At 38.2% G+C, this 21,998-nt stretch carries 21 protein-coding genes and 1 pseudogene; 17 read left to right on the plus strand and 5 right to left on the minus strand.

Annotated features, from left to right (window positions below):
• Window positions 1-3: 3 nt before the first annotated feature.
• From paaB to F4V44_RS21340, 12 genes are all read left to right on the plus strand, one after another.
• A complete protein-coding gene (paaB, locus tag F4V44_RS21285; RefSeq protein WP_150442020.1) occupies window positions 4-357 on the plus strand; it encodes a 1,2-phenylacetyl-CoA epoxidase subunit PaaB in 354 nt (117 codons plus the stop codon).
• Window positions 354-1,160 carry a 1,2-phenylacetyl-CoA epoxidase subunit PaaC gene (paaC, locus tag F4V44_RS21290; RefSeq protein ID WP_150442021.1) on the plus strand — a complete coding sequence of 269 codons (807 nt, stop codon included), beginning with the start codon at window positions 354-356 and terminating at the stop codon, window positions 1,158-1,160. The genes paaB and paaC overlap by 4 nt, the downstream gene beginning before the upstream one ends.
• Before the next feature lie 26 nt (window positions 1,161-1,186).
• Window positions 1,187-1,687, plus strand: a complete 501-nt coding sequence (paaD, locus tag F4V44_RS21295; protein WP_150442022.1) for a 1,2-phenylacetyl-CoA epoxidase subunit PaaD — start codon at window positions 1,187-1,189, stop codon at window positions 1,685-1,687.
• Window positions 1,688-1,702: 15 nt separating this feature from the next.
• Window positions 1,703-2,008 carry an EthD family reductase gene (locus F4V44_RS21300; RefSeq protein ID WP_150442023.1) on the plus strand — a complete coding sequence of 102 codons (306 nt, stop codon included), beginning with the start codon at window positions 1,703-1,705 and terminating at the stop codon, window positions 2,006-2,008.
• Window positions 2,005-2,781, plus strand: a complete 777-nt coding sequence (locus F4V44_RS21305) for an enoyl-CoA hydratase/isomerase family protein (protein WP_150442024.1) — start codon at window positions 2,005-2,007, stop codon at window positions 2,779-2,781. The genes F4V44_RS21300 and F4V44_RS21305 overlap by 4 nt, the downstream gene beginning before the upstream one ends.
• A gap of 14 nt (window positions 2,782-2,795) precedes the next feature.
• Window positions 2,796-3,569: an enoyl-CoA hydratase-related protein gene (locus tag F4V44_RS21310; protein WP_150442025.1), complete on the plus strand. Its 774-nt coding sequence runs from the start codon at window positions 2,796-2,798 to the stop codon at window positions 3,567-3,569.
• Between the two features lie 28 nt (window positions 3,570-3,597).
• Window positions 3,598-5,112 (plus strand): aldehyde dehydrogenase family protein, encoded by a 1,515-nt coding sequence (locus tag F4V44_RS21315; RefSeq protein ID WP_150442026.1) that lies wholly within the window; start codon window positions 3,598-3,600, stop codon window positions 5,110-5,112.
• A gap of 121 nt (window positions 5,113-5,233) precedes the next feature.
• Complete coding sequence (locus F4V44_RS21320) at window positions 5,234-6,109, plus strand: 3-hydroxyacyl-CoA dehydrogenase (RefSeq protein ID WP_150442027.1); 876 nt, start codon at window positions 5,234-5,236, stop codon at window positions 6,107-6,109.
• Window positions 6,106-7,311: an acetyl-CoA C-acyltransferase gene (locus F4V44_RS21325; protein ID WP_150442028.1), complete on the plus strand. Its 1,206-nt coding sequence runs from the start codon at window positions 6,106-6,108 to the stop codon at window positions 7,309-7,311. Before F4V44_RS21320 ends, F4V44_RS21325 begins: the two co-directional genes overlap by 4 nt.
• Window positions 7,312-7,615: 304 nt before the next feature.
• On the plus strand, window positions 7,616-8,392 hold the full coding sequence (locus F4V44_RS21330; RefSeq protein ID WP_150442029.1) for an enoyl-CoA hydratase-related protein: 777 nt from the start codon (window positions 7,616-7,618) through the stop codon (window positions 8,390-8,392).
• A 140-nt stretch (window positions 8,393-8,532) separates the two neighbouring features.
• Window positions 8,533-9,426 carry a phenylacetic acid degradation operon negative regulatory protein PaaX gene (gene paaX, locus F4V44_RS21335; RefSeq protein ID WP_150442030.1) on the plus strand — a complete coding sequence of 298 codons (894 nt, stop codon included), beginning with the start codon at window positions 8,533-8,535 and terminating at the stop codon, window positions 9,424-9,426.
• Window positions 9,427-9,546: 120 nt separating this feature from the next.
• The gene (locus tag F4V44_RS21340) at window positions 9,547-10,512 is read left to right on the plus strand and encodes an NAD(P)H-dependent flavin oxidoreductase (RefSeq protein ID WP_150442031.1); all 966 of its coding nucleotides are present in this window, start codon (window positions 9,547-9,549) and stop codon (window positions 10,510-10,512) included.
• An 80-nt stretch (window positions 10,513-10,592) separates the two neighbouring features.
• On the opposite strand, the gene F4V44_RS21345 is transcribed toward F4V44_RS21340, so the two are convergent.
• From F4V44_RS21345 to F4V44_RS21360, 4 genes are all read right to left on the minus strand, one after another.
• On the minus strand, window positions 10,593-11,039 hold the full coding sequence (locus F4V44_RS21345) for a PaaI family thioesterase (RefSeq protein WP_150442032.1): 447 nt from the start codon (window positions 11,037-11,039) through the stop codon (window positions 10,593-10,595).
• 64 nt (window positions 11,040-11,103) lie between these two features.
• Window positions 11,104-12,657, minus strand: coding sequence for a solute symporter family protein (locus tag F4V44_RS21350; RefSeq protein WP_150442033.1), 1,554 nt, complete (start codon window positions 12,655-12,657; stop codon window positions 11,104-11,106).
• Complete coding sequence (locus F4V44_RS21355; RefSeq protein WP_150442034.1) at window positions 12,654-13,004, minus strand: DUF485 domain-containing protein; 351 nt, start codon at window positions 13,002-13,004, stop codon at window positions 12,654-12,656. Before F4V44_RS21355 ends, F4V44_RS21350 begins: the two co-directional genes overlap by 4 nt.
• A gap of 908 nt (window positions 13,005-13,912) precedes the next feature.
• Window positions 13,913-14,425 (minus strand): gamma carbonic anhydrase family protein, encoded by a 513-nt coding sequence (locus F4V44_RS21360; RefSeq protein WP_150442035.1) that lies wholly within the window; start codon window positions 14,423-14,425, stop codon window positions 13,913-13,915.
• A gap of 143 nt (window positions 14,426-14,568) precedes the next feature.
• On the opposite strand from F4V44_RS21360, the gene F4V44_RS21365 reads away from it, so the two are divergent.
• Window positions 14,569-14,754 carry a nitronate monooxygenase gene (locus F4V44_RS21365; RefSeq protein ID WP_263406673.1) on the plus strand — a complete coding sequence of 62 codons (186 nt, stop codon included), beginning with the start codon at window positions 14,569-14,571 and terminating at the stop codon, window positions 14,752-14,754.
• On the opposite strand, the pseudogene F4V44_RS21370 reads toward F4V44_RS21365, so the two are convergent.
• A pseudogene (locus F4V44_RS21370) lies at window positions 14,684-14,909 on the minus strand (IS110 family transposase); the annotation flags it as partial. The gene F4V44_RS21365 and the pseudogene F4V44_RS21370 sit on opposite strands and share 71 nt — an antisense overlap.
• Before the next feature lie 1,117 nt (window positions 14,910-16,026).
• Between F4V44_RS21370 and F4V44_RS21375 the strand changes: the two are divergent.
• From F4V44_RS21375 to F4V44_RS21390, 4 genes are all read left to right on the plus strand, one after another.
• A complete protein-coding gene (locus F4V44_RS21375) occupies window positions 16,027-17,475 on the plus strand; it encodes an MFS transporter (protein WP_223881996.1) in 1,449 nt (482 codons plus the stop codon).
• Between the two features lie 281 nt (window positions 17,476-17,756).
• Complete coding sequence (gene eutB / locus F4V44_RS21380; protein WP_396897508.1) at window positions 17,757-18,773, plus strand: hydroxyectoine utilization dehydratase EutB; 1,017 nt, start codon at window positions 17,757-17,759, stop codon at window positions 18,771-18,773.
• Window positions 18,774-18,841: 68 nt separating this feature from the next.
• Entirely contained in the window at window positions 18,842-20,542 is a 1,701-nt protein-coding gene (locus tag F4V44_RS21385) for a PucR family transcriptional regulator (RefSeq protein WP_223881997.1), read from the plus strand.
• A gap of 240 nt (window positions 20,543-20,782) precedes the next feature.
• On the plus strand, window positions 20,783-21,973 hold the full coding sequence (locus F4V44_RS21390) for a M24 family metallopeptidase (RefSeq protein WP_150442124.1): 1,191 nt from the start codon (window positions 20,783-20,785) through the stop codon (window positions 21,971-21,973).
• Window positions 21,974-21,998: the final 25 nt, after the last annotated feature.

Below are 21,998 nucleotides of genomic sequence, written 5' to 3' on the forward strand. Positions count from 1 at the left end.
GAAATGGCAAACGAAACGAAAACATTTTACCAAGAATATGAAGTATTCAGCAAAAGAACGCCTACCGCTTCATTTCAACACCAATTCAGTCTTCTTGCACCAAATGAAGAAATGGCACTAGTGATGGCACAAGAAAACTTTATGAGAAGAGAACCGGTTTATGATATTTGGGTTGTGAATCGTACAAATATCCGCGGGTTAGATCAAGAGGAAAAGCAAATCTTAAACCGACTGGATAACAAAGAGTATCGTAATACAAAAGGGTATGGTTATTTAAAGAAAAAATGGCGTCATTATGAGCAAAAAATGTTTGATGAAAAAGAAATTCTGTCCTGGGGAAAGGAGCAAAGTAAATGAGTGTAACTACATTAAATCCAGAAAATAAAAAAGCAATTATTAAGCTTCTATACCAATTAGCAGACGACGATTTTCTTTATGCCTATCGTGGATCTGAATGGTTAGGGCTGGCACCTCATATTGAAGAAGATGTGGCATCATCCTCCATTGCCCAGGACAGCATGGGGCACGCAGCGATGTTTTATCGTTTGCTTGAAGAGTTAGGGGAAGGAAATGCTGATGATCTTGCCCATGCTCGTCAATCTCATGAAAGAAAGAATTGTATTTTAGTAGAAAGAGTAAACGGGCCGGGACATTATATGGAAAATGCACAATATGATTGGGCATATGCGGTTGTTCGGAATTATCTTTATACAACGGCTAAAAAAGTAAAAATACAATCATTAAAACAAAGCTCATATCAGCCTTTAGCTGACGTAGCTGTAAAGGTTGATATGGAATTACATTATCATTTACTGCACTGGAAGACTTGGTTTATTCAATTACTTAGTTCAACGGATGAAGCGAAAGCGCGTATGAAAGATGCATATGTGCAAGTGATGAATGATTTCACTGATGTCTTTTCCTTTGGGAAAGATGCGGAATTAATAAAAATTTATAACTTAATTGATACAGAAAGTGTATTAAAACAAAAATGGATTGATACGATTACTCCTGTATTGGAATCCGTTCAATTAGAAATACCTGAGACCTTTGATACCGGCAAATTAAATGGTAGAAACGGGGACCACACCAAAGATCTACAGGGAGCACTTTCTATCCTAAGTGAAGTGTACGATATAAATCCTGCGGTTGCTTGGTAAGGGATAAAGAAAAGAGGGGTCACACCATGTACGCAACTATTCAATGTTCAAAAGAAGATGTGTTACAAGTATTAGCCTATGTCAAAGATCCTGAAATTGATACAGTGAGCATTATCGATTTAGGAATGGTAGAAGATATCACAATCGAAAATCATACGGTGAAGATTGAGATTCTGCCAACATTTGTTGGGTGCCCTGCTCTGGAAATCATTCGAGGAAATATTGTAAAGGCTGTCAATGAATTAGAGGGTGTGGAGGAGACAACGGTGACGTTCATTAACTCTCCTCCATGGACTTCCGAGCGAATCACGGAAAAAGGGGTACAAGGTCTAAAAGAGTTTGGTATCGCCGCTCCGCCTAAACATATGAAGGAAGACGGGTCATGGCATGTGGATTGTCCATATTGCGGCTCAACGTATGTAACATTAGAAAATATATTCGGACCGACAGCATGTCGCAGCATCCTTTATTGTAAAAGCTGTAAAAATCCATTTGAAGCAATGAAGCTGATCTCAACTACGATGTGAAAAGAGGGAACTACAATGATAAAACTAATTGCATTTTATAAACAACCGGAAAACAAAGCAGCATTTGATGAGCACTATTTCAATGTCCATGTGCCAATCACAGAAAAAATTCCTGGTCTTCGCAAAATGAAAGTGACAAAAGGAACTGGTTCTCCAATGGGAGGAGAGGCGAAATATTATTTAATTTGTGAAATGTATTATGACAGTCTGGAGGATTTAAAGGCTGGAATGAAATCTCCTGAAGGTAAGGCATCAGGAAAAGATGTGATGAGTTTTGCAGGTGATCTTGTCTCCTTTATGATCGGTGAGGATTTAGAATGAACACGTTTGAATATATTGAAAGATTTATAGAGGATGGTGTAGGTGTCATTCAACTAAATCGTCCTAGGCAGTTAAATGCTTTAAATCGAAAAATGATTCGGGAAATTGTGACCGCCCTTGAACAATTTGATCAAAATGATGAAGTGGTTTCCATTTTAGTGACTGGAAAGGGCCGAGCTTTTTCCGCAGGGGCAGATATTGACGAAATGGCTGGGAATGATTCCGTTCAAATGGAATTATTAAACCAATTTGCCGATTGGGACCGAATCTCTCTTATCAAAAAACCAATTATTGGAGCTGTTAAGGGATTTGTATTTGGCGGGGGATTTGAGTTGGCCTTAAGTTTAGATATTCTCATCGCTGCAAACGGAACACAATTTTCTTTCCCAGAGGTTCAGCTTGGTGTGATGCCAGGAGCAGGCGGTACACAGCGGTTAACTAAAATAGTTGGCCGGGCAAAAGCGTTAGAGTGGGTATGGACAGGTGATCGCATTCCAGCCGAAATGGCTTTGCGATATGGGATTATTAACCAAATTGTGTCAGAAGAATTATTAATGGAAGAAAGTATGAAATTCGCAAAACGATTAGCAAAGCAGCCTCCTTTATCTTTAAGACTAATTAAAGACTCGATCAATAAAGCTGTTGACTATTCCTTATACGAAGGAATGCAGTATGAAAGGAAAAACTTCTATCTATTGTTTTCATCTCAAGATCAAAAGGAAGGAATGCAGGCTTTTATCGAAAAGAGAAAAGCAGAATTTAGAGGAAGATAGGGAGGCAGCGAGAAATGTACGAAACGATTCAATACTTGGTTGTAGATGGAGTAGCAACGATTGAGTTATCAAGACCAGATAAATTAAATGCCTTTAATCGAACGATGATCGCCGAAATTACAGCGGCAGTGAAAGAAGCAGGAAAAGACAATAATGTAAGATGCCTTATGTTTACAGGGGCAGGACGCGGCTTTAGTTCAGGCCAGGACTTAGCTGATGTCGATGAAAATATGGACCATGGCCAAGTATTACGAGAACAATATGGTCCAATGATGAAAAGTATTATGAGCCTGGAAAAACCAGTTGTAGCAGCAGTAAACGGGGTAGCAGCAGGAGCTGGATTCAGTTTAGCCCTAGCATGCGATTTCAGGCTTGCTTCCGAAAAATCAAGCTATATAAATGCTTTTATAAATATAGGTTTAATTCCTGACTCTGGGAATCTTTATTTCTTGCAAAACCTTGTTGGCTATGCGAAAGCTGTGGAAATTTCCGTCTTAGGAGAGAAAATCTCAGCTGAAAAGGCGAAAGAGTTAGGGCTAGTCACAAAGGTTATTCAAACAGAAAACTGGGAGGAAGAGGTTTCTCAGTTTACTGGGTATTTAGCGAAGTTACCGACGAAAGCAATTGGTTTAATCAAGCGAAATTTAAAACACGCCGATACCCTTTCGTTTGAAGAGTTTTTAGAAGTAGAAGCACAAGGGCAAAGAATTGCCGGTTTGACAAAGGACCACCAGGAAGGCGTTCAGGCCTTTATTGAAAAAAGAAAACCCGTTTTTACGGGCAATTAATTCAGGATACGAAAAGGAGCGGAAAAATATGTCAACTCAACAAACTATTACAGAAAAGAATACATTGAAAAGAGATTTCTATCACTTAATTATAAATGGAGAAAAAGTAGAAAGCAGCAACGGAGCGACAATTAAAACGTATAATCCAGCTACAGGCGAGTTAATTGCAGAGGTTGCTAAAGCTACACAAGAAGATGCCGAAAAAGCAGTTCAAGCCGCACGTCATGCATTTGATTACGGTAAATGGAGAAAGTTCCCTGTTAATAAGCGTTCACGCGTTTTAAACAAGATTGCGGCAATTATGCGTTCAAGATTCAATGAATTAGTAGAGTTAGAAATACTGGATACAGGTAAATCTTTAGAAACAGCTCAAGGTCAAGTAAACCAAGCGATTGAAGACTTTGAATTCTACGCTGGTGCGATTGTTTCGCACGGCGGTCGAGTGAATCCAATGCCGGGGCAATTCCATAACTACACAGAAAAAGAGCCAGTTGGGGTTTGTGCGCAAATTATACCTTGGAACTATCCATTAATGATGGCAGCATGGAAAGTTGCTCCTGCCATTGCAGTAGGATGTTCAATCGTTGTAAAACCTGCTTCATTAACTCCGCTAACTGCTATTATTCTAGGTGAAATTTGTCTTGAAGCTGGCGTACCTGAAGGTGTTGTCAATATCGTTCCTGGCTCAGGCTCAGAAGTAGGGAATTATTTAGTAGAACATAAGCAAGTAGATAAGGTAGCGTTTACTGGCTCTACGCCAATTGGGAAGAACATTATGGCAAGAGCGTCAGAAACGTTGAAGCGTGTAACATTAGAGCTTGGAGGTAAATCTCCTAATCTAGTATTTGAAGATGCTGATATTGATGCTGCAGTAGATGGCTCATTATATGGAATTTTCTATAATACAGGTCAATCTTGTGAAGCGCGTTCTCGTCTATATGTTCATGAAGATATTTACGATGAATTTGTCAGCAAATTCGTTGAGAAAACAAAGAAAATAAAGCTGGGCGATCCATTTGATAAAGCAACACATGTAGGTGCGATTATTGATCAGAACCAAGTAGAGGTTATCGATGGTTATGTAAAATCTGCGATTGAAGATGGAGCGGAAATTCTAGCAGGGGGCAAGAAGGCGGTAGTCGAGGGATTTGAAAACGGCTTCTGGTATGAGCCTACTGTCATTGCAAATGTAAATCATGATATGAAAGTGGTAAAAGAGGAGATCTTTGGACCTGTAGTCGTGATTATGAAGTTTAAAGATGAAAAAGAAGCAATTAAATTAGCAAATGATACAGAATTTGGTTTAGGCTCTGCTGTTTGGACGAAAGATGGAGCACGTGCGCAACGTGTAGCGGGTCAAATTCAAGCGGGTATTGTCATGGTGAACTGCCCATTTTCAGCTATGCCGGGAACTCCTTTTGGAGGTTATAAGCAATCCGGCTTTGGAAGAGAGCTTTGTATTGAAACATTAGACTTATATACAGAGACGAAGAGTATTGTGTCTTACTACGGTAGTCGTCCATTAAATCCACTAGGTCTGTAAGATCATAACGTCCAGAGAGTCTGTTACTAATGAAAAAGTCGGGTGCTGCTGCGATGGCAGTAACCGACGACATTGGGGAACAGTCTCTCCTTTACATAATTGGAAGAGGAGCGGAAGACTGATGATTAATAACATTGTAGTAGTTGGGTCCGGTGTGATGGGAAGAGGTATCGCTTATGTGGCTGCAGTTGGTGGGTTTCAAACTACCCTATATGATACAAACGAAAAGGCGTTAGAAAATGCTCAAAGAGAACTATATCTAATTTTTGATAAGGGGTTAGCCCGGGGGAAAATGACGGCAGAACAAGTCGAAGTTGCGAAGAGTAAACTTTTCTTTGCATCGCAGGTGAAAGAAGCAGCTGGCGATGCAGATCTTGTAATTGAAGCGGTTCCGGAGAAGGCCGAGATTAAGAGGGTTGTATTCGAATCATTGGAAGAAATTGTACCGGAACAGTGTTTATTTGCAACGAATACGTCAACGATGAGTCCAACAGAAATTGGATCGTATGGAAAGCGTCCTGAAAAAACAATCGCTATGCATTTCTTTAATCCTGTTCATAAAATGCCGCTTGTGGAAATTGTTCGCGGCCTTGAAACAAGTGATGAAACAGCACAGGCTATTAGGGAAGTAGCAGAGAAAATGGGAAAAGAAACAGTTGTGATTAATGAATTCCCTGGCTTTGTAACAAGTCGAATTTCTGCCCTTGTAGGAAATGAAGCGTTCTACATGCTGCAAGAGGGTTTAGGAACACCGGAAGAGATTGATAAGGCAATTAAATTAGGCTTGAATTATCCAATGGGTCCTTTTGAGCTGGTAGATTTAGTTGGATTAGACGCCCGCTTAAATAATTTAAAATATTTGCATGAAAAATTAGGTGAAAAATATCGCCCGGCTCCATTGCTGGAACAATATGTGAAGGCAGGACGACTTGGACGTAAATCAGGTAAAGGGGTATATGATTACAGCGTAAAGGAAAAAGAGGTGGCGACAAAATGAGAGAAGTTGTAATTGTTGATGCGGTTCGTACACCGATTGGAAGATATAAAGGTGTATTCAAAAATGTACGTCCGGATGATTTAGGAGCGGTTGCCATTAAGGCACTATTAGAAAGAAATCCAAATCTTCCGGCTGATGAAATTGAAGAAGTGGTATTAGGAAATGCGAATCAAGCAGGCGAAGATAATCGAAATGTAGCGAGAATGTCCGCTCTATTAGCAGGTCTGCCTATTACAGTTGGAGGAACGACGGTTAACCGTCTATGTGGTTCAGGTCTTGATGCAGTCATGTATGCCGCAAGAGCGATTGCCATTGGTGAAGGCGACATTTATATTGCCGGTGGTACGGAAAGCATGACACGTGCTCCTTATGTCATGGGAAAACCTGAAATTGATTATCCGCGCGGCTCTATGGAACTTCAGGACACTACCATTGGATGGAGATTTACCAATCCTGCATTAGAGAAAATGTATGGTGCTGAAACAATGCCGAAAACAGCTGAAAATGTGGCGCAAGATTATCAGATTTCTCGGAGTGCGCAAGACCAATTTGCCTTTGAAAGCCAGCAAAGAGCCAAAAGAGCAATGGAAGAAAATCGCTTTGCGGAGGAAATCGTTCCAGTCGTTGTGAAAGACCGCAAAGGAAATGAAACCGTTATTGATAAAGATGAACATCCGCGACCAGATACTACATTAGAAACCTTAGGCAAATTAAGGCCTATTTTTGAAGGTGGAACCGTGACAGCAGGAAATGCTTCCGGGGTTAATGATGGTGCATCAGTTCTTTTAATAATGAGTGCTGAGAAAGCGAAAGAGTTGAATCTAAAGCCGTTAGTCAAATATGTTGTCGGTGCGACCGCTGGTCTAGAGCCGAGAGTCATGGGGCTTGGCCCGATCTTTGCCTCAAGAAAAGCGTTACAAAGAGCTAATTTGTCCGTTAATGATTTAGGTTTAGTTGAATTAAATGAGGCTTTTGCTTCGCAATCGCTAGAGTGTATTCGTCAATTAGAACTTGATCAATCGAAGGTCAATGTAAATGGGGGAGCAATAGCATTCGGCCATCCGCTAGGTGCAAGTGGTGCTAGAATTTTAACCACTTTAATCTACGAAATGAAAAAACGGGATGTTCAATACGGACTTGCGACCATGTGTATTGGGGTAGGTCAAGGTATAGCTGCAATTGTGGAAAATATTGCTGACTAATTTAACTTCATTCAGCAAATGTTTTTTGTACCGAAAGCTTGCGGTAGGTACAGAAGTCCCTCACTTCTATAAGTGGGGAGGGAATGCAAAAAGTTCTCCGATTCAGTGGGGGGCCAAACCCCGGCTGAATGAAGTTAAGTCTCCAGCGGATGTCTCGGATTTTTTTAGGGTAATTTATCGAGCTCGCTCGATAAAAATCCGGACGCAAATTCGATGGGCGAATTTGATATCCCTTATTTGACTGATGTCGGATAAGGGTATTTTTATAGCGTAAAACGATTAAGTATGAAAGGAGTTTTAAAGAATGTCAAAAGTATTATACAGCGTTGAAGACCATATTGCTTTAGTTACAATCAATCGTCCGGAGGTGTTAAATTGTTTCGATTATGATACGTTACACCAACTGGCAGAAACCGTAGATAGAATTGAATTGGACCCAGAAGTTCGAGTCGTTATTTTTACAGGTGCTGGTGACAAAGCTTTTAGTGCGGGGGCAGATTTAAAGGAACGCAAAACATTATCACAACAGGAAGTTCGTAGAAATGTAAAAGCAATAAGAGATGTTTTTAATCATATTGCTGAGCTCCCGCAGCCGACCATTGCGGCCGTTAATGGATACGCGTTTGGAGGAGGGTTTGAATTAATCTTGGCTTGTGACTTTGCCATCTCTGTTCCGGATGCTAAAGTAGGTCTTACAGAGACTAGCTGGGCGATTATTCCTGGTGCGGGCGGAACCCAGCGTTTGCCAAGATTAATCGGGGAAATGAAAGCAAAAGAACTTATTTTCACTGCCAAAAAACTGACTGCACAGGAAGCATATGAGTGGGGAATTTTAACAAGAGTCGTAAGTAATGAGAATGTAGTGGAAGCTTGTAAATCATTTGCTGGCGAAATGCTGAAAAATGGACCGGTTGCGTTAAAACAGGCTAAATATGCAATCCATAATGGAATGAATGTTGATATTCAAACGGGCTTAGCGATTGAGTCTAAAGCATATGAACTAACGATTCCTACGGAAGATCGTCTAGAGGCATTGGCCGCATTCAGTGAAAAAAGAACGCCGGTTTTTATAGGGAAGTAGTTGCTAGACTATTGAAAAGTTAGATATGATAGGAGTAACTCCGAAGAGTAAGCGTAAGAGTTGCTCCTAAAGGGGGGTTAGAATTCTTTGTGCTTCATTGTCAGTTTGTACAAAGAGGCGAATAGAAAAGAGTGAGTTAAATGAGTAAGACACAATCAATGATCCTAACTCTATATGGTGATTACATACGCCATTATGGAAGTCAAATTTGGATTGGCAGCTTAATTCAACTATTAAAACCCTTTGGCTACAATGAGCAGGCTGTACGTGTGCAGGTTTCGCGAATGATGAAACAAGGGCTGCTTCAATCAGAACGAAAAGGGAATAAGAGTTATTATGAGCTTACTGAAAGAGGGATAAGTCGTGTAGATGAGGCCGCTAGAAGAATTTATAAATTGGATCCACACGAATGGGACGGTAAGTGGAGAGTCGTCATGTATAATATTCCCGAAGAAAAAAGACAAGTCCGTGATGATTTTAGAAAAGAGTTGCAATGGAGCGGTTTTGGTAATCTATCGAGTGGTTGCTGGGTATCGCCTAATAACTTTGAAAAAGAAATTCATTTATTAGTCAGTAAATATAAAATAGAAGAATACGTTCATCTTTTTCTTTCCCAACATATTGGTCCACAGCCGGATTCCCAATTAGTGGAGAAATGTTGGCATCTGGATGAAATTGGAGAAAAATATGAAGAATTTATTGATAAATATAGTAAAAATTATATTGTTCATCAAAGCGTTATTCAAAGCGGTGAGATGACTGATGAAGAATGTTTTATCGAAAGAGCGAATTTGGTTCATGTTTATCGAAAGTTTCTATTTATTGATCCTTTTCTTCCGAAAGAATTATTGCCTGAACGTTGGATTGGAAACCATGCGGCATTATTGTTTAACCAATATTATAAAGTGCTTTCAGAGCCGGCTAGTCGTTACTTTGAAGCGATTTTTCAGGAAGAGCATGATTTAGGAATGAAAGATAAAGACTATAATGCTGAAGAATCTTCTATAATTAGTTATCAAGATAGAACACCCTAGGACAATTTGTCCTAGGATTTTAGTATTTAAAAGAATCGCAGACTTTTATTTGTTTGAAAATTGGTAATTTAATAGTTGTTTATTGTTGTTTCATAACGCTTAAAAGGAGGAGAGATGGGAATGAAATCTATATGTGAACAGTTTTCGATAAAGTACCCGATTATACAAGGGGGAATGGGCAATATCAGCCATGCGGCGCTAACGGCGGCTGTTTCTGAAGCAGGCGGGCTGGGCACAATCGGCTGTGGAACCATGGACCCTCAACAAGTAGAAACCATTATTTTGGAAACAAAGGAAAAGACTAAGCGACCCTTTGCGTTAAATATTGCATTAACGGTGAATCCCTATGTAACTGAATTAATTCAGTTAGCGATTAAACATTGTATACCTGTTGTTTCTTTATCTGCTGGCAATCCAGCTCCATTCATACAGCTGCTACATCAATACGGAATCAAAGTGATTGCGGTAGTTGCTTCTGTGAAACATGCCCAAAAAGCAGAAGCAGCAGGAGCAGATGTACTAGCAGCTGAAGGGTTTGAGGCGGCTGGAATTAATTCAAATCTTGAATTAACTACATTTACATTAATCCCGCAAATTACGAATTCTGTATCCATTCCAGTCATTGCAGCAGGTGGAATTGGTGATGGGAAAGGGCTGGCTGCGGCTCTCATGCTTGGGGCAACCGGTGTTCAACTGGGGACGCGTTTAATTGCTACGAAAGAAGCTCAGCTGCATGATATATATAAAGAAAGGATTCTCAAGGCAAGCGATACCGATACAAGAGTGGTAGGGCGATCTGTCGGGCGTGTGAGGAGAGTCCTGCATACTGATTATGCAGAAAAAATCAGACAAGCAGAAAATGATGGCCTAAGTTTAGAAGAGTTTAATAGGTTGACTTCAGAAGATCACCATATTAAAGGAGCTGTTTTCGGGGATATGGAGAATGGCTATATGAATAGCGGACAAGTTGCAGGTCTAGTCACGACGATTCCAACCGTCAAGGAATTGTTTACTAGTATGATCGAAGAAGCAAAGTCACAAATGGATCATGCGATGCAAAGTCTTGCAGCATTGAATAGGGGTTAGTTTTATAGAATCGAACCATAATAGTAATAGATGACCCGTTAAGTTTTGACTTAACGGGTCACTTTTATGATACTAGTTTACTATTCTACCGGAACAAAATAAGAGTTTTTACGATAGGCTAATGCTTCCATGGAAGCTAATAGTTCTCCGTTACTTTCCACGCGGATTTTATACCATGATGTACGGTTATTTTTCTTTTCTTCTACCGCAATTGCTTTTATTCGGGAACCTTTCATCCCTGCAGCCATGAAATTAACCACAGTATTCAAACCGACAGCCGTTTTTCCATATGAATTACAAGCAGCGGCAAATACATAATCAGCTAAGGCGAAGATAATCGCTCCATGCACGGTTCCGTGTGTGTTTAACATATGGTCTTTTATCTCTAATTCAGCCATTGCGGTTCCTTCCTTAAGCTCTAGAAGTTTAATACCAAGAAATTGTGCATAAGGTTCTTGTTCAAAATGCTGATAGATTTCATTATAGTATTTCTGGTGTATTTCTTGTTCTGTTAAATCTTTAATCATGTTTATTCCCGCCTTTAATCAGATTCTCCCTGCCGAAGTAGATTGGTGAATGAAGTTAAAAGTATTAATGTTCCTCAGGGGCACTTATTCCAAAACCGGTATTGGATTTAAACAGGACCTCTTCATAACGGCCTGTATTAACACTTTTCTTAGAAGATAGGACTGTTCCTACATATGCTCCGATAAAACCTAATGGAACTGTAAGTATAGTCGGATTTGCTAATGGGAAAAGTGGATTTCCCGTGAAAATGCCTAAACCTGGTTCAGGATTCCATACATTTGGACTTAGCATTACAAGAATAACTGAACTAATTAATCCAACTAACATTCCTGTTACCGCACCTGTGGCATTAAATCGCTTCCAATAGATTGTGAATAACATGACTGGGAGATTTGCACTTGCTGCAATTCCTAAAGCAAGCACGGATAAAAACGCAACGTTTAAATTCTGGGCCGCTAATGCTAAAACGATAGATGTAACTGCGACAACAATGGAAGAAATACGGGCTACCTTCATTTGCTGCTTTTCCGTGATATTTCCTTTTTTGATGATTTGTCCATAAATGTCATGTGCGAAAGCAGATGCGGATGTTAAGACTAGAGCTGAAACGACGGCAAGAATGGTTGCAAAGGCAACTGCTGATATAAAGGCAAATAAAAAATCGCCACCAACTGCTAGCGCCAGCATCGGAGCAGCCATATTTCCAGCTGGATTAGCAGCTACGATATTGTCCCATCCTACAAAAGCGGTAGCCCCAAATCCAAGGAAGACAACCATAAGGAAAAAAGCACCAATAAACCATGTAGAGTAGAAAACAGACTTTCTTGCTGTTACGGCATCTTTTACAGTGAAAAAGCGGATAAGTAGATGAGGTAATCCTGCTACTCCAAGAACAAGAGCCATATTAAGGGAAATCATATCTAAATTATTACTATACTTGTTTCCTGGGTTTGCTAAATCAGCTCCAAATGGACTTGCTGACTTGATTTGTTCAAACATTTGTATGATACTGAAATCAAATTTAGCAAAAACTAAAAAGGTTAAGATAAAGGATCCTCCAAGTAAAAGTACCGCCTTTGTGATTTGAACCCAGCTTGTTGCAGTCATTCCTCCAAAAATAACATACACAGTCATTAAAACACCGACAATGACAACAGCCACCCAATAATCTATTCCCAACATTAAACTTATCAAACCGCCGCCGCCAACCAATTGAGCAATCATATAAAAAATGGATATGACAAGTGTACTAGCTGCTGCCGTACCACGAACTTTATTAGATGGAAAACGAGATGTAATCATATCGGCTAGTGTGTATTTTCCTAAATTTCGCATAGGTTCTGCAATTAAATAAAGTAAAAATAGAAAACCTAATAGATTTCCAATACTCATATAAAACCCATCAAATCCAATTAATGAAATCGCTCCTGTTATTCCTAAAAAGGAAGCGGCAGACATAAAATCACCTGCAACTGCCAAACCATTTTGAGTAGCGGTAAGTCCTCCCCCTGCTGTATAAAAATCACTGGTGCTTTTTGTCTTTTTTGAAGAGAGGTATGTGATAATCAGGGTTAATGCAATAATACCTATGAAAAGCAGGATTGAAATAGTACTCATTCACTTAGCTCCTTTTTATATTTTTGCAAAATATCTTTAGATAAATTATCATATTGTTCCGACTTTTTGATGTAAATAAAACCACAAACCCAGACAATTAAGAACTGTAAAGCGGCAAATAGCCAAGCGCCTGGAATAGGACCAACGACTTCTGTGTGTAATACCTTGGAGTATGCAGCTAGTAATGGTAATGAAAAATAAAAGATTAGAAAAAAGATAGTTGTTGGAATAATGAATGATCTTTTCTTTTGTAATAATTCCTTAAACTCATTTGTTTGGATTATGCTGTTGTAAGGAATACCTTTTTCTTTTAGTGGTACAGATAATTCTTGAATTGGGCTTTTCATACATATCCCCTCTCCCTATAACACTTTGATTTTTGTTTCTGACAATCAGTTATGTATATTTCTATGATGCCCATTACGATTGAATAAAAAAATTATATATCTAACCTCCATTTATAAAATTTATAATACACAATTATAAAGTTTCGTTTTAAAAGTGTAATATAGATATGAATATAGCATATGCGGAAATTGATGTAAATAATATTTTAAATTTTATGAATAATATAAAATTTGACTTTTGATGAGGATGTAAAAGTAATTGCCCATCATATATAGGAGTGCGAAAAAGAGTATCAAATAGATGGCCACTTACCCCTAATCTGCTTGTGTGACTTTGCGATTGCGGTTTCGTGGATGATGAAATAAGGTTTACTTCAATACGAGAGAAAAGGAAATAAAAGCTATTGTGCTCACGGAAAGAGGGGTAAGTCGAATCAACGGGGCAGCGAAAAGAATTTATAAATTGGATCCACATGAATGGGATGGAAAGTAGAGAGCCATTATGTATAACATCCCCGAGGAGAAGAGACAAATATTTAATCAATATTATAAACTGTTAGCGGAGTCTACTAGCCGTTTCTTTTAAGCGGTTTTTCAGGAAGATAATAATCTAGGAAAAAAGGATACAGATTATAATGGAGAAGAATTTCTTTCTATTAGTGGGATTGGGGAACAGAATCACAAGCACAAGCTTTGTGAAAATAGATTGAGTAGGCATCATAATACTAGATAAAGGGTAGTGTTATGGATGCCTTAATTTTTTAAAAAGCAATGAGGTTGCTGATAGCGCTAAAGGTCAAGAATAGCGGGGGAAAATGATGGTATCGAGACCTTAATAGCATCAAAAACTAATAGAACTAATGGTAGTATAAAGTACTAGTTAAACTACAATCATTTGTGTAAGTAGTTTATTTGAGAATATCATTGTACATGTAACTTTTTTCAACGTAAGTATCGATTGATAGTTGGATAAGTTCTAAATCTTTATCGGCTAATTCTCGAACAACTTTTCCTGGAGAACCCATGACAAGCGATCGTGGTGGAATGACTTTACCAGATGGTATTAGTGTATTTGCTCCGATGATACATTCTTCCCCAATAACAGCACCATCTAAAATAGTGGAGCCCATTCCGATAATGCATCTTTTTTTAATCGTACATCCGTGAAGAATTACATTGTGACCGACAGTCACTTCATCTTCAACAACAACCGGGGCGCCTTCAAATAAATGGATGGTTGTATTATCTTGAATACTGCAGCGGTCGCCAATAATAATTACATCTTCGTCACCGCGTAAAACAGCGTTGAACCAAATAGAGGTCTCTTTACCAACTTGAACATCGCCAATTAAATAAGAACCTGGAGCTAAGAATGCAGTTTCGTGTACAGTCGGTTTTTTTTCTTTAAAGGGAATAAGCATAACAAAATCTCCTTTTTAATTATTATAATTTTCATATTATTATAACATAACAAAATATTCTTGATAAGGTGGAAATTGTAATGAACTAAGTCTGTGAACAATTAAAAATACAGTATCCAACTGTTCAAGGAGAGATAGGAAATATTACCTATAAGGTCTTAAGTACTGCTGTTTCAGAAGCTGGCGGGCTTGGCATGATTGGCTGTGGAACAATGAATCCAGGTGGAGCGGAACAAAATATTTTAGAAACAAAGGAAATGACTCGTCAGCCTTACAGTCACGAATGGCACAATGCACGGATATATATAAGGCATGACGAAGCCCAATAGATCTGCGTTTCGTGATACGATTCTTGGTGGTTGTAAACTTACTAGATTCGAATACAATAGGGTCCACTCCAGCGAAAGCTACAAGTTTCTTAAAATCATTAAACTAGTCAATCTCACCAATTTTCAGAAATAACCGTTGCGGCGACCCTTTCACCATAAGAATATCTATATGATTAGAAGCAATTAGTAAACTTCTAATAATAGAAACTGATACAGATAAAAAATAAAAAGATGTAGATTGGTTAGAATTAATGAAAACTCCATTTCCTCATGCTATCGAAAAACTGGTAATGGTGTCAGGCACCGAAAGTTAAGTACAAAAGTTTTCCTAGGATGAAGAAGCTATTTTTCTAGAAAACCATACACCTTATGCGGTTTTCCTAACGTAGCCTCATATTTAACAGAACTTTTAGTTATATTGTCTAAAAAGCAGAAAAAAATCTTCATACAGTTTGTGTATTGTTTAGGTTTTTTTTTCTTGTTAATCTAAAAAATATACAGAAAAGTCAGAACTTTCTTGTGGTGGTATATAAGAAGGTTGGAAAGGTAGTGATATTTCAGTGTTATTTAAAGAAACTGAGTTTCCTTAGAGGGTTAATATGATAAAGACGAATAAGCAGGAATGTGGATTTAATGTCTTAATTAGTACGAATCCCGCTCATATGAATGACTTTTCAGGGGATGTGGGTTATTCATATGACTTGTGCAAGGACTAATTATTACATTAGACAAGCACAAGCCTATATGGATGTGAAGAGTGATGGAAGCTAATAGTACGAGATGACCGCATGGATGCATGAGGAACATATAAGTGGATACAATGATCATTTTGTACAATCAGACACAAGCGACCCGATGGAATATTCTTCACAAATAATAACAGTACATATTTTACTTAAATGTACTTGACCAATCAAGCTTGAATAACTACTTTTAATGAAAACGTTTTCCTTTTTGTGACAAAGATGAATAAAATGGTATCGACTTCAAAGATTGAAATTCAATCTAAAAGGCTCTACCGATTCTAATTTACAACATGGTTAAAATACACTGGGATTTGACTCCATCAATGCCCACAGCTTTCCCGGAAGCAAGCTATCAAAATATCCAGCCTTAAAATCAAAAAATAAATATATAGTAGGTACTTTCCATTCTATTTTCACTCAAATAGCATAAGTATCATTTTTTATTTGAAACGGATATCAATCTACTCAAGATAATTTTTAAATGATTAATTCCTATACCTGTAATGAAGATGGAGGAAAACTAAATATGAGTAATTTAAAAAAAGAGGATATTATTGTTGTAGATAAGAAGGTTGCTAAGCAAACGGTTGTCGTTACTTCGCTTGGTAATGCAATGGAATGGTTTGACTTTGGTCTCTATGCGTATTTAGCGGTTACGATTGGTAAAGTTTTTTTTCCTGAAATTGACCCTGCCCATCAATTGATTTATGCATTTGCCACTTTTGCTATTGCATTTATCGCTCGTCCACTCGGCGGTCTTGTTTTTGGGATGTTGGGAGATCGAGTGGGTCGAAAGAAAGTCCTCTCTCTTACACTCATAATGATGGCCGCTTCGACATTGTTTATTGGCCTCATTCCAAGCTATTCCACTATCGGTATTGCAGCGCCTATCTTGCTATTAATTGCGAGGTTAGTCCAAGGGTTTTCAACTGGAGGCGAGTATGCGGGTGCCATGACTTATATAGCTGAATCAACATCGGATAAAAAACGTGGTTTTCTAACAAGTGGATTAGAGGTTGGAACAGCCGTAGGGTTTTGTGCCAGTGCCGCATTAGTCACTCTTTTGACATACATTATCGGTCCTGACAGAATGGTCGAATGGGGTTGGAGAATTCCATTTTTGATTGCTGGACCTATGGGGTTTATTGGATTTTATTTACGTTCTCGTTTAGAGGAAACACCGGCATTCAAGGCGATGGAAGAAGCAAAGGAAGAAGATCGTCATCGTGCATCTTTGAAAGAAATTTTGACAAACCATTGGAAGCCTCTTTTAATTTGCCTAGGAATTGTGTTCTTTTATAACACATCGCTATATATGGTTCTCACGTATATGCCATCTTATTTAACTCAAGAACTTGGCTACAGTGAAACAAAGGGATTAGTCTTTAATCTTCTTGTGATGATTTTGCTGATTCCTATTATTTTAGGGATGGGTTATTGGAGCGATCGCATTGGCCGCAACAAGATCGTTAAAGGAGCTCTCATTGGCACGATTTTACTTAGTGTACCAGCCTTTATCATGATTAGTTCAAACAGTAACCTAGTTGTTTTTGCTGGACTTTTAATCCTTGGCATTACTCTCGCTGCTTTTCAAGGTGCACTTCCTGCAACATTACCGTCCCTATTTTTTACGAAGGTACGTTATGGCTCGCTTGCAATCACGTATAATATTTCTACCTCTTTATTTGGTGGTACAACCCCGCTAGTTATTGCTTGGCTGGTGAGTCTGACGAAGAACAGCATGGTCCCTGCCTATTACTTGATGGCAGTTTGTATCATCGGACTTGTAGTTGTTGGCTTTTTTGTAAAAGAAACCGCCGGCAGGTCGTTGCGCGGGTCTGCACCAACTGTAGATGATCCAAGAGAAATCGATGAACTATTGAAGAATCCGGACAAGGCTCTCTGGTGGAAAGAAGAATTGCCAGTAGAAGCAGTGGTAGAAGGTAAGTTTAATTCAAACGTCACTGCAAAATAACATAGGAATAAATATCGTAAAACACCTTATAAAAGACTTACTTATGAGGTGTTTTACCTTTGTTTAAGTTATTTAGTATTTCTAGAAGATTATCTAGTACAAAAAAACAACGAGTTTGATGGACTTCTCACTGGTGCATAACGAACTTAAAGACACTATTGCCTTGATAACAGTTGAATTAGAAAACACGAAAAGATACTCTTGACATAAAAGTATTTATATATTTAGAATTATTGCAATATATTGATAATTAGATATAATTAATAATGTAGGATATAGGAGTGGTTTTATTGAAAAAGGCATATGAAAGATTACAAAGTGGGCAGCTCATTCAAAAAATATGGGAAGCAAGAAAACAAATTAAACCATTAATTTCATCAACCCCATTGATTCATTCCATACCTTTCTCTGAAAAAATAGACTCAAATGTCTATCTTAAACTAGAAAATCTGCAGAAAACGGGGTCCTTTAAGGTTCGCGGAGCGGCTAATAAAATATTAAATTTAACCGAAGAAGAAAAAAAGTGTGGGGTCGCAACCTTTTCAACAGGGAATCATGGTTTGGCTGTTGCTTATGTTGCCCAAAAACTTGGTATACAGTCGACCATTTGTATATCCAACCGAGTTCCAAAGGCAAAGGTAGATGCACTAAAAAAATCTGGTGCACAAATTCAAATCATTGGGGACAGTCAAGATGAGGCAGAGAAATATTGCTATGAGCTCGAAGAAAAATATGGCATGACCGTCGTTAAGCCATTTGATGATCAGGATGTTATTGCTGGACAAGGAACCATTGGATTGGAGATTCTCGAGGAAGTTCCCGATTTAGAGGCATTACTTGTGCCGTTATCAGGTGGAGGTTTATTAGCCGGTACAGCTCTTGCATTAAAATCAATTCATCCGTCTATTAGAGTGATTGGCGTCTCAATGGAGAGATCGCCTGTCATGTATGAAAGCATTAAAGCAGGAAATCCGGTTGTACTGAAAGAACAGCCGACATTGGCTGATAGCTTGCTAGGCGGGATAGGGTTAAATAATGAGTATACGTTTCACATCATTAAAGAAAATGTTGATGATTTACTTCTCGTTTCTGAAGAGGAAATTGCTGAAGGAATAGGATTCATGATGGATGCTCACCGAATGGCTGTTGAAGGAGCCGCTGCTGTTGGTATGGCAGCTCTTTTAAATAATAAATTATCAAAAACTTATAGAAAAATGGGAACGATTGTTACCGGGTGTAATGTTGATTTATCAGTTATCACTAATGTCCTTCAAAACTATGTGCAAAAAAATGGATAAACTCTATCATCCTATGAAAGCTGGACTTCCAATTAGAAACTCCAAAATTGAAAGGAGAGATGCTGAACATGCTGCATGTTAGTGACATTATCGAGCTTCCCCTATTGAAAACCTCCAAAATAAAAACAGGTAAAGACGTTTTAAGTAACCGTTTGATTGAATGGGTATCGGTTATTGAAAGCCCCGTTGAAAATTTTGTCAGAGAAAATGAATTTGTCCTTAGTACAGGAATTGGCTGTCATGAGGATATTGATATTTTATTAGAATTTGTGAAAGATGTATATAATTCGGGGGCATCAGCATTAGGAATTGCTACAGGCCGTTACATATTTGAAATTCCTGAAGAAATCATCCGGTTTGCAGAGGAAAGAAATTTTATTTTAATAGAAATTCCATGGGAGATTCGTTTCGCTGATATCATTCATGAAGTGATGAGAGAATTAAACATTGTTCAACAGCAGGATTCAAAACGTTCCAATGGGATTCATCAAACGTTAATTCAAATGATTTTAGATGGTAAAAACCTTGAGCAAATTTCAAATTATGTTGAAGAAGAGCTGGACCTTCCCATATTAATTTTAGACAAGAAGGGAAACCCAGTCGCTGGCAGTGCGAAGCAATCAAAGGTCTTGAGTATCAGGAATCAATTGATAAAAAAGCAAAAAAGTCAGGCAGCCTCCAACCATCCATTGCACTCTAAAATAAGAAAAATAGCTGATGAAGAATCGAACCTATATCATCTGCCCATCCAAACAAATGGTGTACATGAAGGGGAAATATGTGTTCTTTCTGACATAACATATCAATTGAATCAGCAAGAGCTTCATATTATTGAACATGCGATGATGGCTTGTGCCTTATGGTTTTCTCGAAAAAGTGTTGTGACGAAAGTCGAGATGCGCTTGCAAAATGACTTTCTATTAAGGCTAATCAAGGGTGAAAATCTATCCGAGGAATATAAAATGACGCAAGCGGAGCAGTTTCAATACAACTTGGATATCCCCTATGAATGTATTATTGGGTTTCCAGAGAATTTAGCATCCTTGATGGAAAAAGAACATAAAAGGCACTCCAAAAATAATAATTGGCTGGAAAAAATGATTAGTTACATAAAAGAGGAATTGATATTTGCAGCAGAAGCTGTTAAACATCAAATGCTATTTGCTTATGAAGGTGACCAGATAATTATTTTTTTAGAAGTAACGAAGGAATCGAATGCGGATTCAGTTAATCACTTTTTAGATTTGGTTGAACGAAGATTAAAGCATTTATTTCCTAGTTTGACTTTTTCATGGGGAATCGGAAAACATAAAGATGGGAATGGGAACTTTTCCAAAAGCTTTAAAAAAGCGAAAGCGGCATTAGATATGGGAAGAACTCAAATTGGAGTTGGCAAACGGGTCAATTTTGATGAAATGCGTATGAATCGGTTATTGCTCAATTTGGCGATCAATGAAGAAGTGCAGGAAATCATCGCCGCCCCTATCTTACCATTGATTGAATATGACGAGAAACGGGATATGGATCTAATTAATACGTTCAAGGCTTATAACAGAAATAGTGGGAATGTTAGTCAAACGGCACGTGAACTGAATCTTCACCGACAATCACTTTTATACCGGTTAAGAAAAATTGAATCATTAACAGGACTATCACTCGTTAATCCAGATGATCTATTCCTGTTGGATTTTAGTATTCGAGTTTGGTCAACAGGTGTCATAAAGAGAGAACAAATCAATACAAATCTCTCCAATATCAACGGATTATAAAAAAGGGAGTTTGGTACAGAGATATCTGTAGCAAACTCCCTTTTTTATATACTTTTCAAGTAAAAACTCTGTTAAAAAAGAAAAAAGGTCTACTATATGATTCAAATTGTATAAAAACAATTTCTGAAAATTCATACATATTAGCGAATGTTTTATTGAAGCATTCCCCCTATAATGAAATTAACAAATGGTCATAACGATTTAAAACACACTATTGATTCGATAAAGAGAGGGATTATGATGTTGCCATTTAGTTTAAAAGAGTATAAAAAACGATTGGATCAAACAAAGAAAAGTATGCTGGAAAGAGGAATTGAAGTTTTAATAGTGACGAACCCAGCAAATATGAATTATTTATCTGGATATAATAGCTGGTCATTCTATGTTGACCAAATGCTAATTGTTATAGTTGATGAGGATCAGCCGATATGGATAGGCAGAAAAATGGATGCGAATGCAGCAAAGGCTACTACCTGGCTTTACCATGAAAATATAATCCCTTATCCAGAGGACTATGTCCATTCTAAAATAAAGCACCCTAGTGAATTTGCGGCTCAAATATTAACTCAAATTGGCCAATCCAAAAGTCGAATTGGACTTGAAATGGACTCTTACTATTTTTCAGCACAATCCTATGAATGCTTAAAGAAGAATCTACCAAATGCGATATTCTCTGATGCTAGTTTACTAGTCAACTATGTTCGTATAGTTAAATCAGATCAGGAAATTGAATTCATTAAGAGAGCAGCAAAAATCGTAGAAATCGGCATGCAAACGGCTGTGAATTCGATCCAAGAAGGCGTTAGAGAATGTGATGCAGTTGCCAATATATATGGAGACTTAATCCGTGGGACTAGTGAATTCGGGGGTGATTACCCTGCTATCGTACCGATGCTGCCTGCGGGAGAAAATACATCTACTCCACATATCACTTGGACAGATAAAAAATATACAAATAACCAAATGGTGATTATTGAAATCGCAGGTTGCTACCAGCGCTACCATTCACCACTAGCACGTACCGTTTCACTTGGAAAGCCAAGTCAAGAAGCATTGGATGTATCCAAAATTGTGGTGGAGGGATTAAACGCCGCACTTGAAGCAGTCAAACCAGGTGCGACTTGTGAAGAGCTTGAAATCGCTTGGTCAAAGGTTATTTCTAAGCATGGAATTGTCAAAGATTCAAGGATTGGTTATTCAATGGGATTAAATTATCCGCCTGATTGGGGCGAGCACACTGCAAGCATTCGCAGAGGGGATCTCACCGTATTACAGCCGAATATGACATTCCATTTAATACCAGGGTTATGGTTTGATAATTACGGAATTGAGATCAGTGAATCATTCAGAGTGACAGAAACTGGCTGTGAAGTGCTCACGAATTTTCCAAGGCAGTTGTTTGTAAACGAAAGTCATAATCTTCAAGTTTAATCCGTTTTTATAAGGAGTGAGCTAT

Source organism: Niallia endozanthoxylica (genome assembly GCF_008710145.1).
GTDB classification, from domain to species: Bacteria; Bacillota; Bacilli; order Bacillales; family Cytobacillaceae; genus Bacillus_BD; species Bacillus_BD endozanthoxylica.

What these genes read in the sequence shown, in the direction of transcription:
- paaB (WP_150442020.1), top strand. Translation starts at nt 4, where the DNA reads ATGGCAAACGAAACGAAAACATTTTACCAAGAATATGAAGTATTCAGC.
- paaC (WP_150442021.1), top strand. Translation starts at nt 354, where the DNA reads ATGAGTGTAACTACATTAAATCCAGAAAATAAAAAAGCAATTATTAAG.
- paaD (WP_150442022.1), top strand. Translation starts at nt 1,187, where the DNA reads ATGTACGCAACTATTCAATGTTCAAAAGAAGATGTGTTACAAGTATTA.
- F4V44_RS21300 (WP_150442023.1), top strand. Translation starts at nt 1,703, where the DNA reads ATGATAAAACTAATTGCATTTTATAAACAACCGGAAAACAAAGCAGCA.
- F4V44_RS21305 (WP_150442024.1), top strand. Translation starts at nt 2,005, where the DNA reads ATGAACACGTTTGAATATATTGAAAGATTTATAGAGGATGGTGTAGGT.
- F4V44_RS21310 (WP_150442025.1), top strand. Translation starts at nt 2,796, where the DNA reads ATGTACGAAACGATTCAATACTTGGTTGTAGATGGAGTAGCAACGATT.
- F4V44_RS21315 (WP_150442026.1), top strand. Translation starts at nt 3,598, where the DNA reads ATGTCAACTCAACAAACTATTACAGAAAAGAATACATTGAAAAGAGAT.
- F4V44_RS21320 (WP_150442027.1), top strand. Translation starts at nt 5,234, where the DNA reads ATGATTAATAACATTGTAGTAGTTGGGTCCGGTGTGATGGGAAGAGGT.
- F4V44_RS21325 (WP_150442028.1), top strand. Translation starts at nt 6,106, where the DNA reads ATGAGAGAAGTTGTAATTGTTGATGCGGTTCGTACACCGATTGGAAGA.
- F4V44_RS21330 (WP_150442029.1), top strand. Translation starts at nt 7,616, where the DNA reads ATGTCAAAAGTATTATACAGCGTTGAAGACCATATTGCTTTAGTTACA.
- paaX (WP_150442030.1), top strand. Translation starts at nt 8,533, where the DNA reads ATGAGTAAGACACAATCAATGATCCTAACTCTATATGGTGATTACATA.
- F4V44_RS21340 (WP_150442031.1), top strand. Translation starts at nt 9,547, where the DNA reads ATGAAATCTATATGTGAACAGTTTTCGATAAAGTACCCGATTATACAA.
- F4V44_RS21345 (WP_150442032.1), bottom strand. Translation starts at nt 11,039, where the DNA reads ATGATTAAAGATTTAACAGAACAAGAAATACACCAGAAATACTATAAT.
- F4V44_RS21350 (WP_150442033.1), bottom strand. Translation starts at nt 12,657, where the DNA reads ATGAGTACTATTTCAATCCTGCTTTTCATAGGTATTATTGCATTAACC.
- F4V44_RS21355 (WP_150442034.1), bottom strand. Translation starts at nt 13,004, where the DNA reads ATGAAAAGCCCAATTCAAGAATTATCTGTACCACTAAAAGAAAAAGGT.
- F4V44_RS21360 (WP_150442035.1), bottom strand. Translation starts at nt 14,425, where the DNA reads ATGCTTATTCCCTTTAAAGAAAAAAAACCGACTGTACACGAAACTGCA.
- F4V44_RS21375 (WP_223881996.1), top strand. Translation starts at nt 16,027, where the DNA reads ATGAGTAATTTAAAAAAAGAGGATATTATTGTTGTAGATAAGAAGGTT.
- F4V44_RS21385 (WP_223881997.1), top strand. Translation starts at nt 18,842, where the DNA reads ATGCTGCATGTTAGTGACATTATCGAGCTTCCCCTATTGAAAACCTCC.
- F4V44_RS21390 (WP_150442124.1), top strand. Translation starts at nt 20,783, where the DNA reads ATGTTGCCATTTAGTTTAAAAGAGTATAAAAAACGATTGGATCAAACA.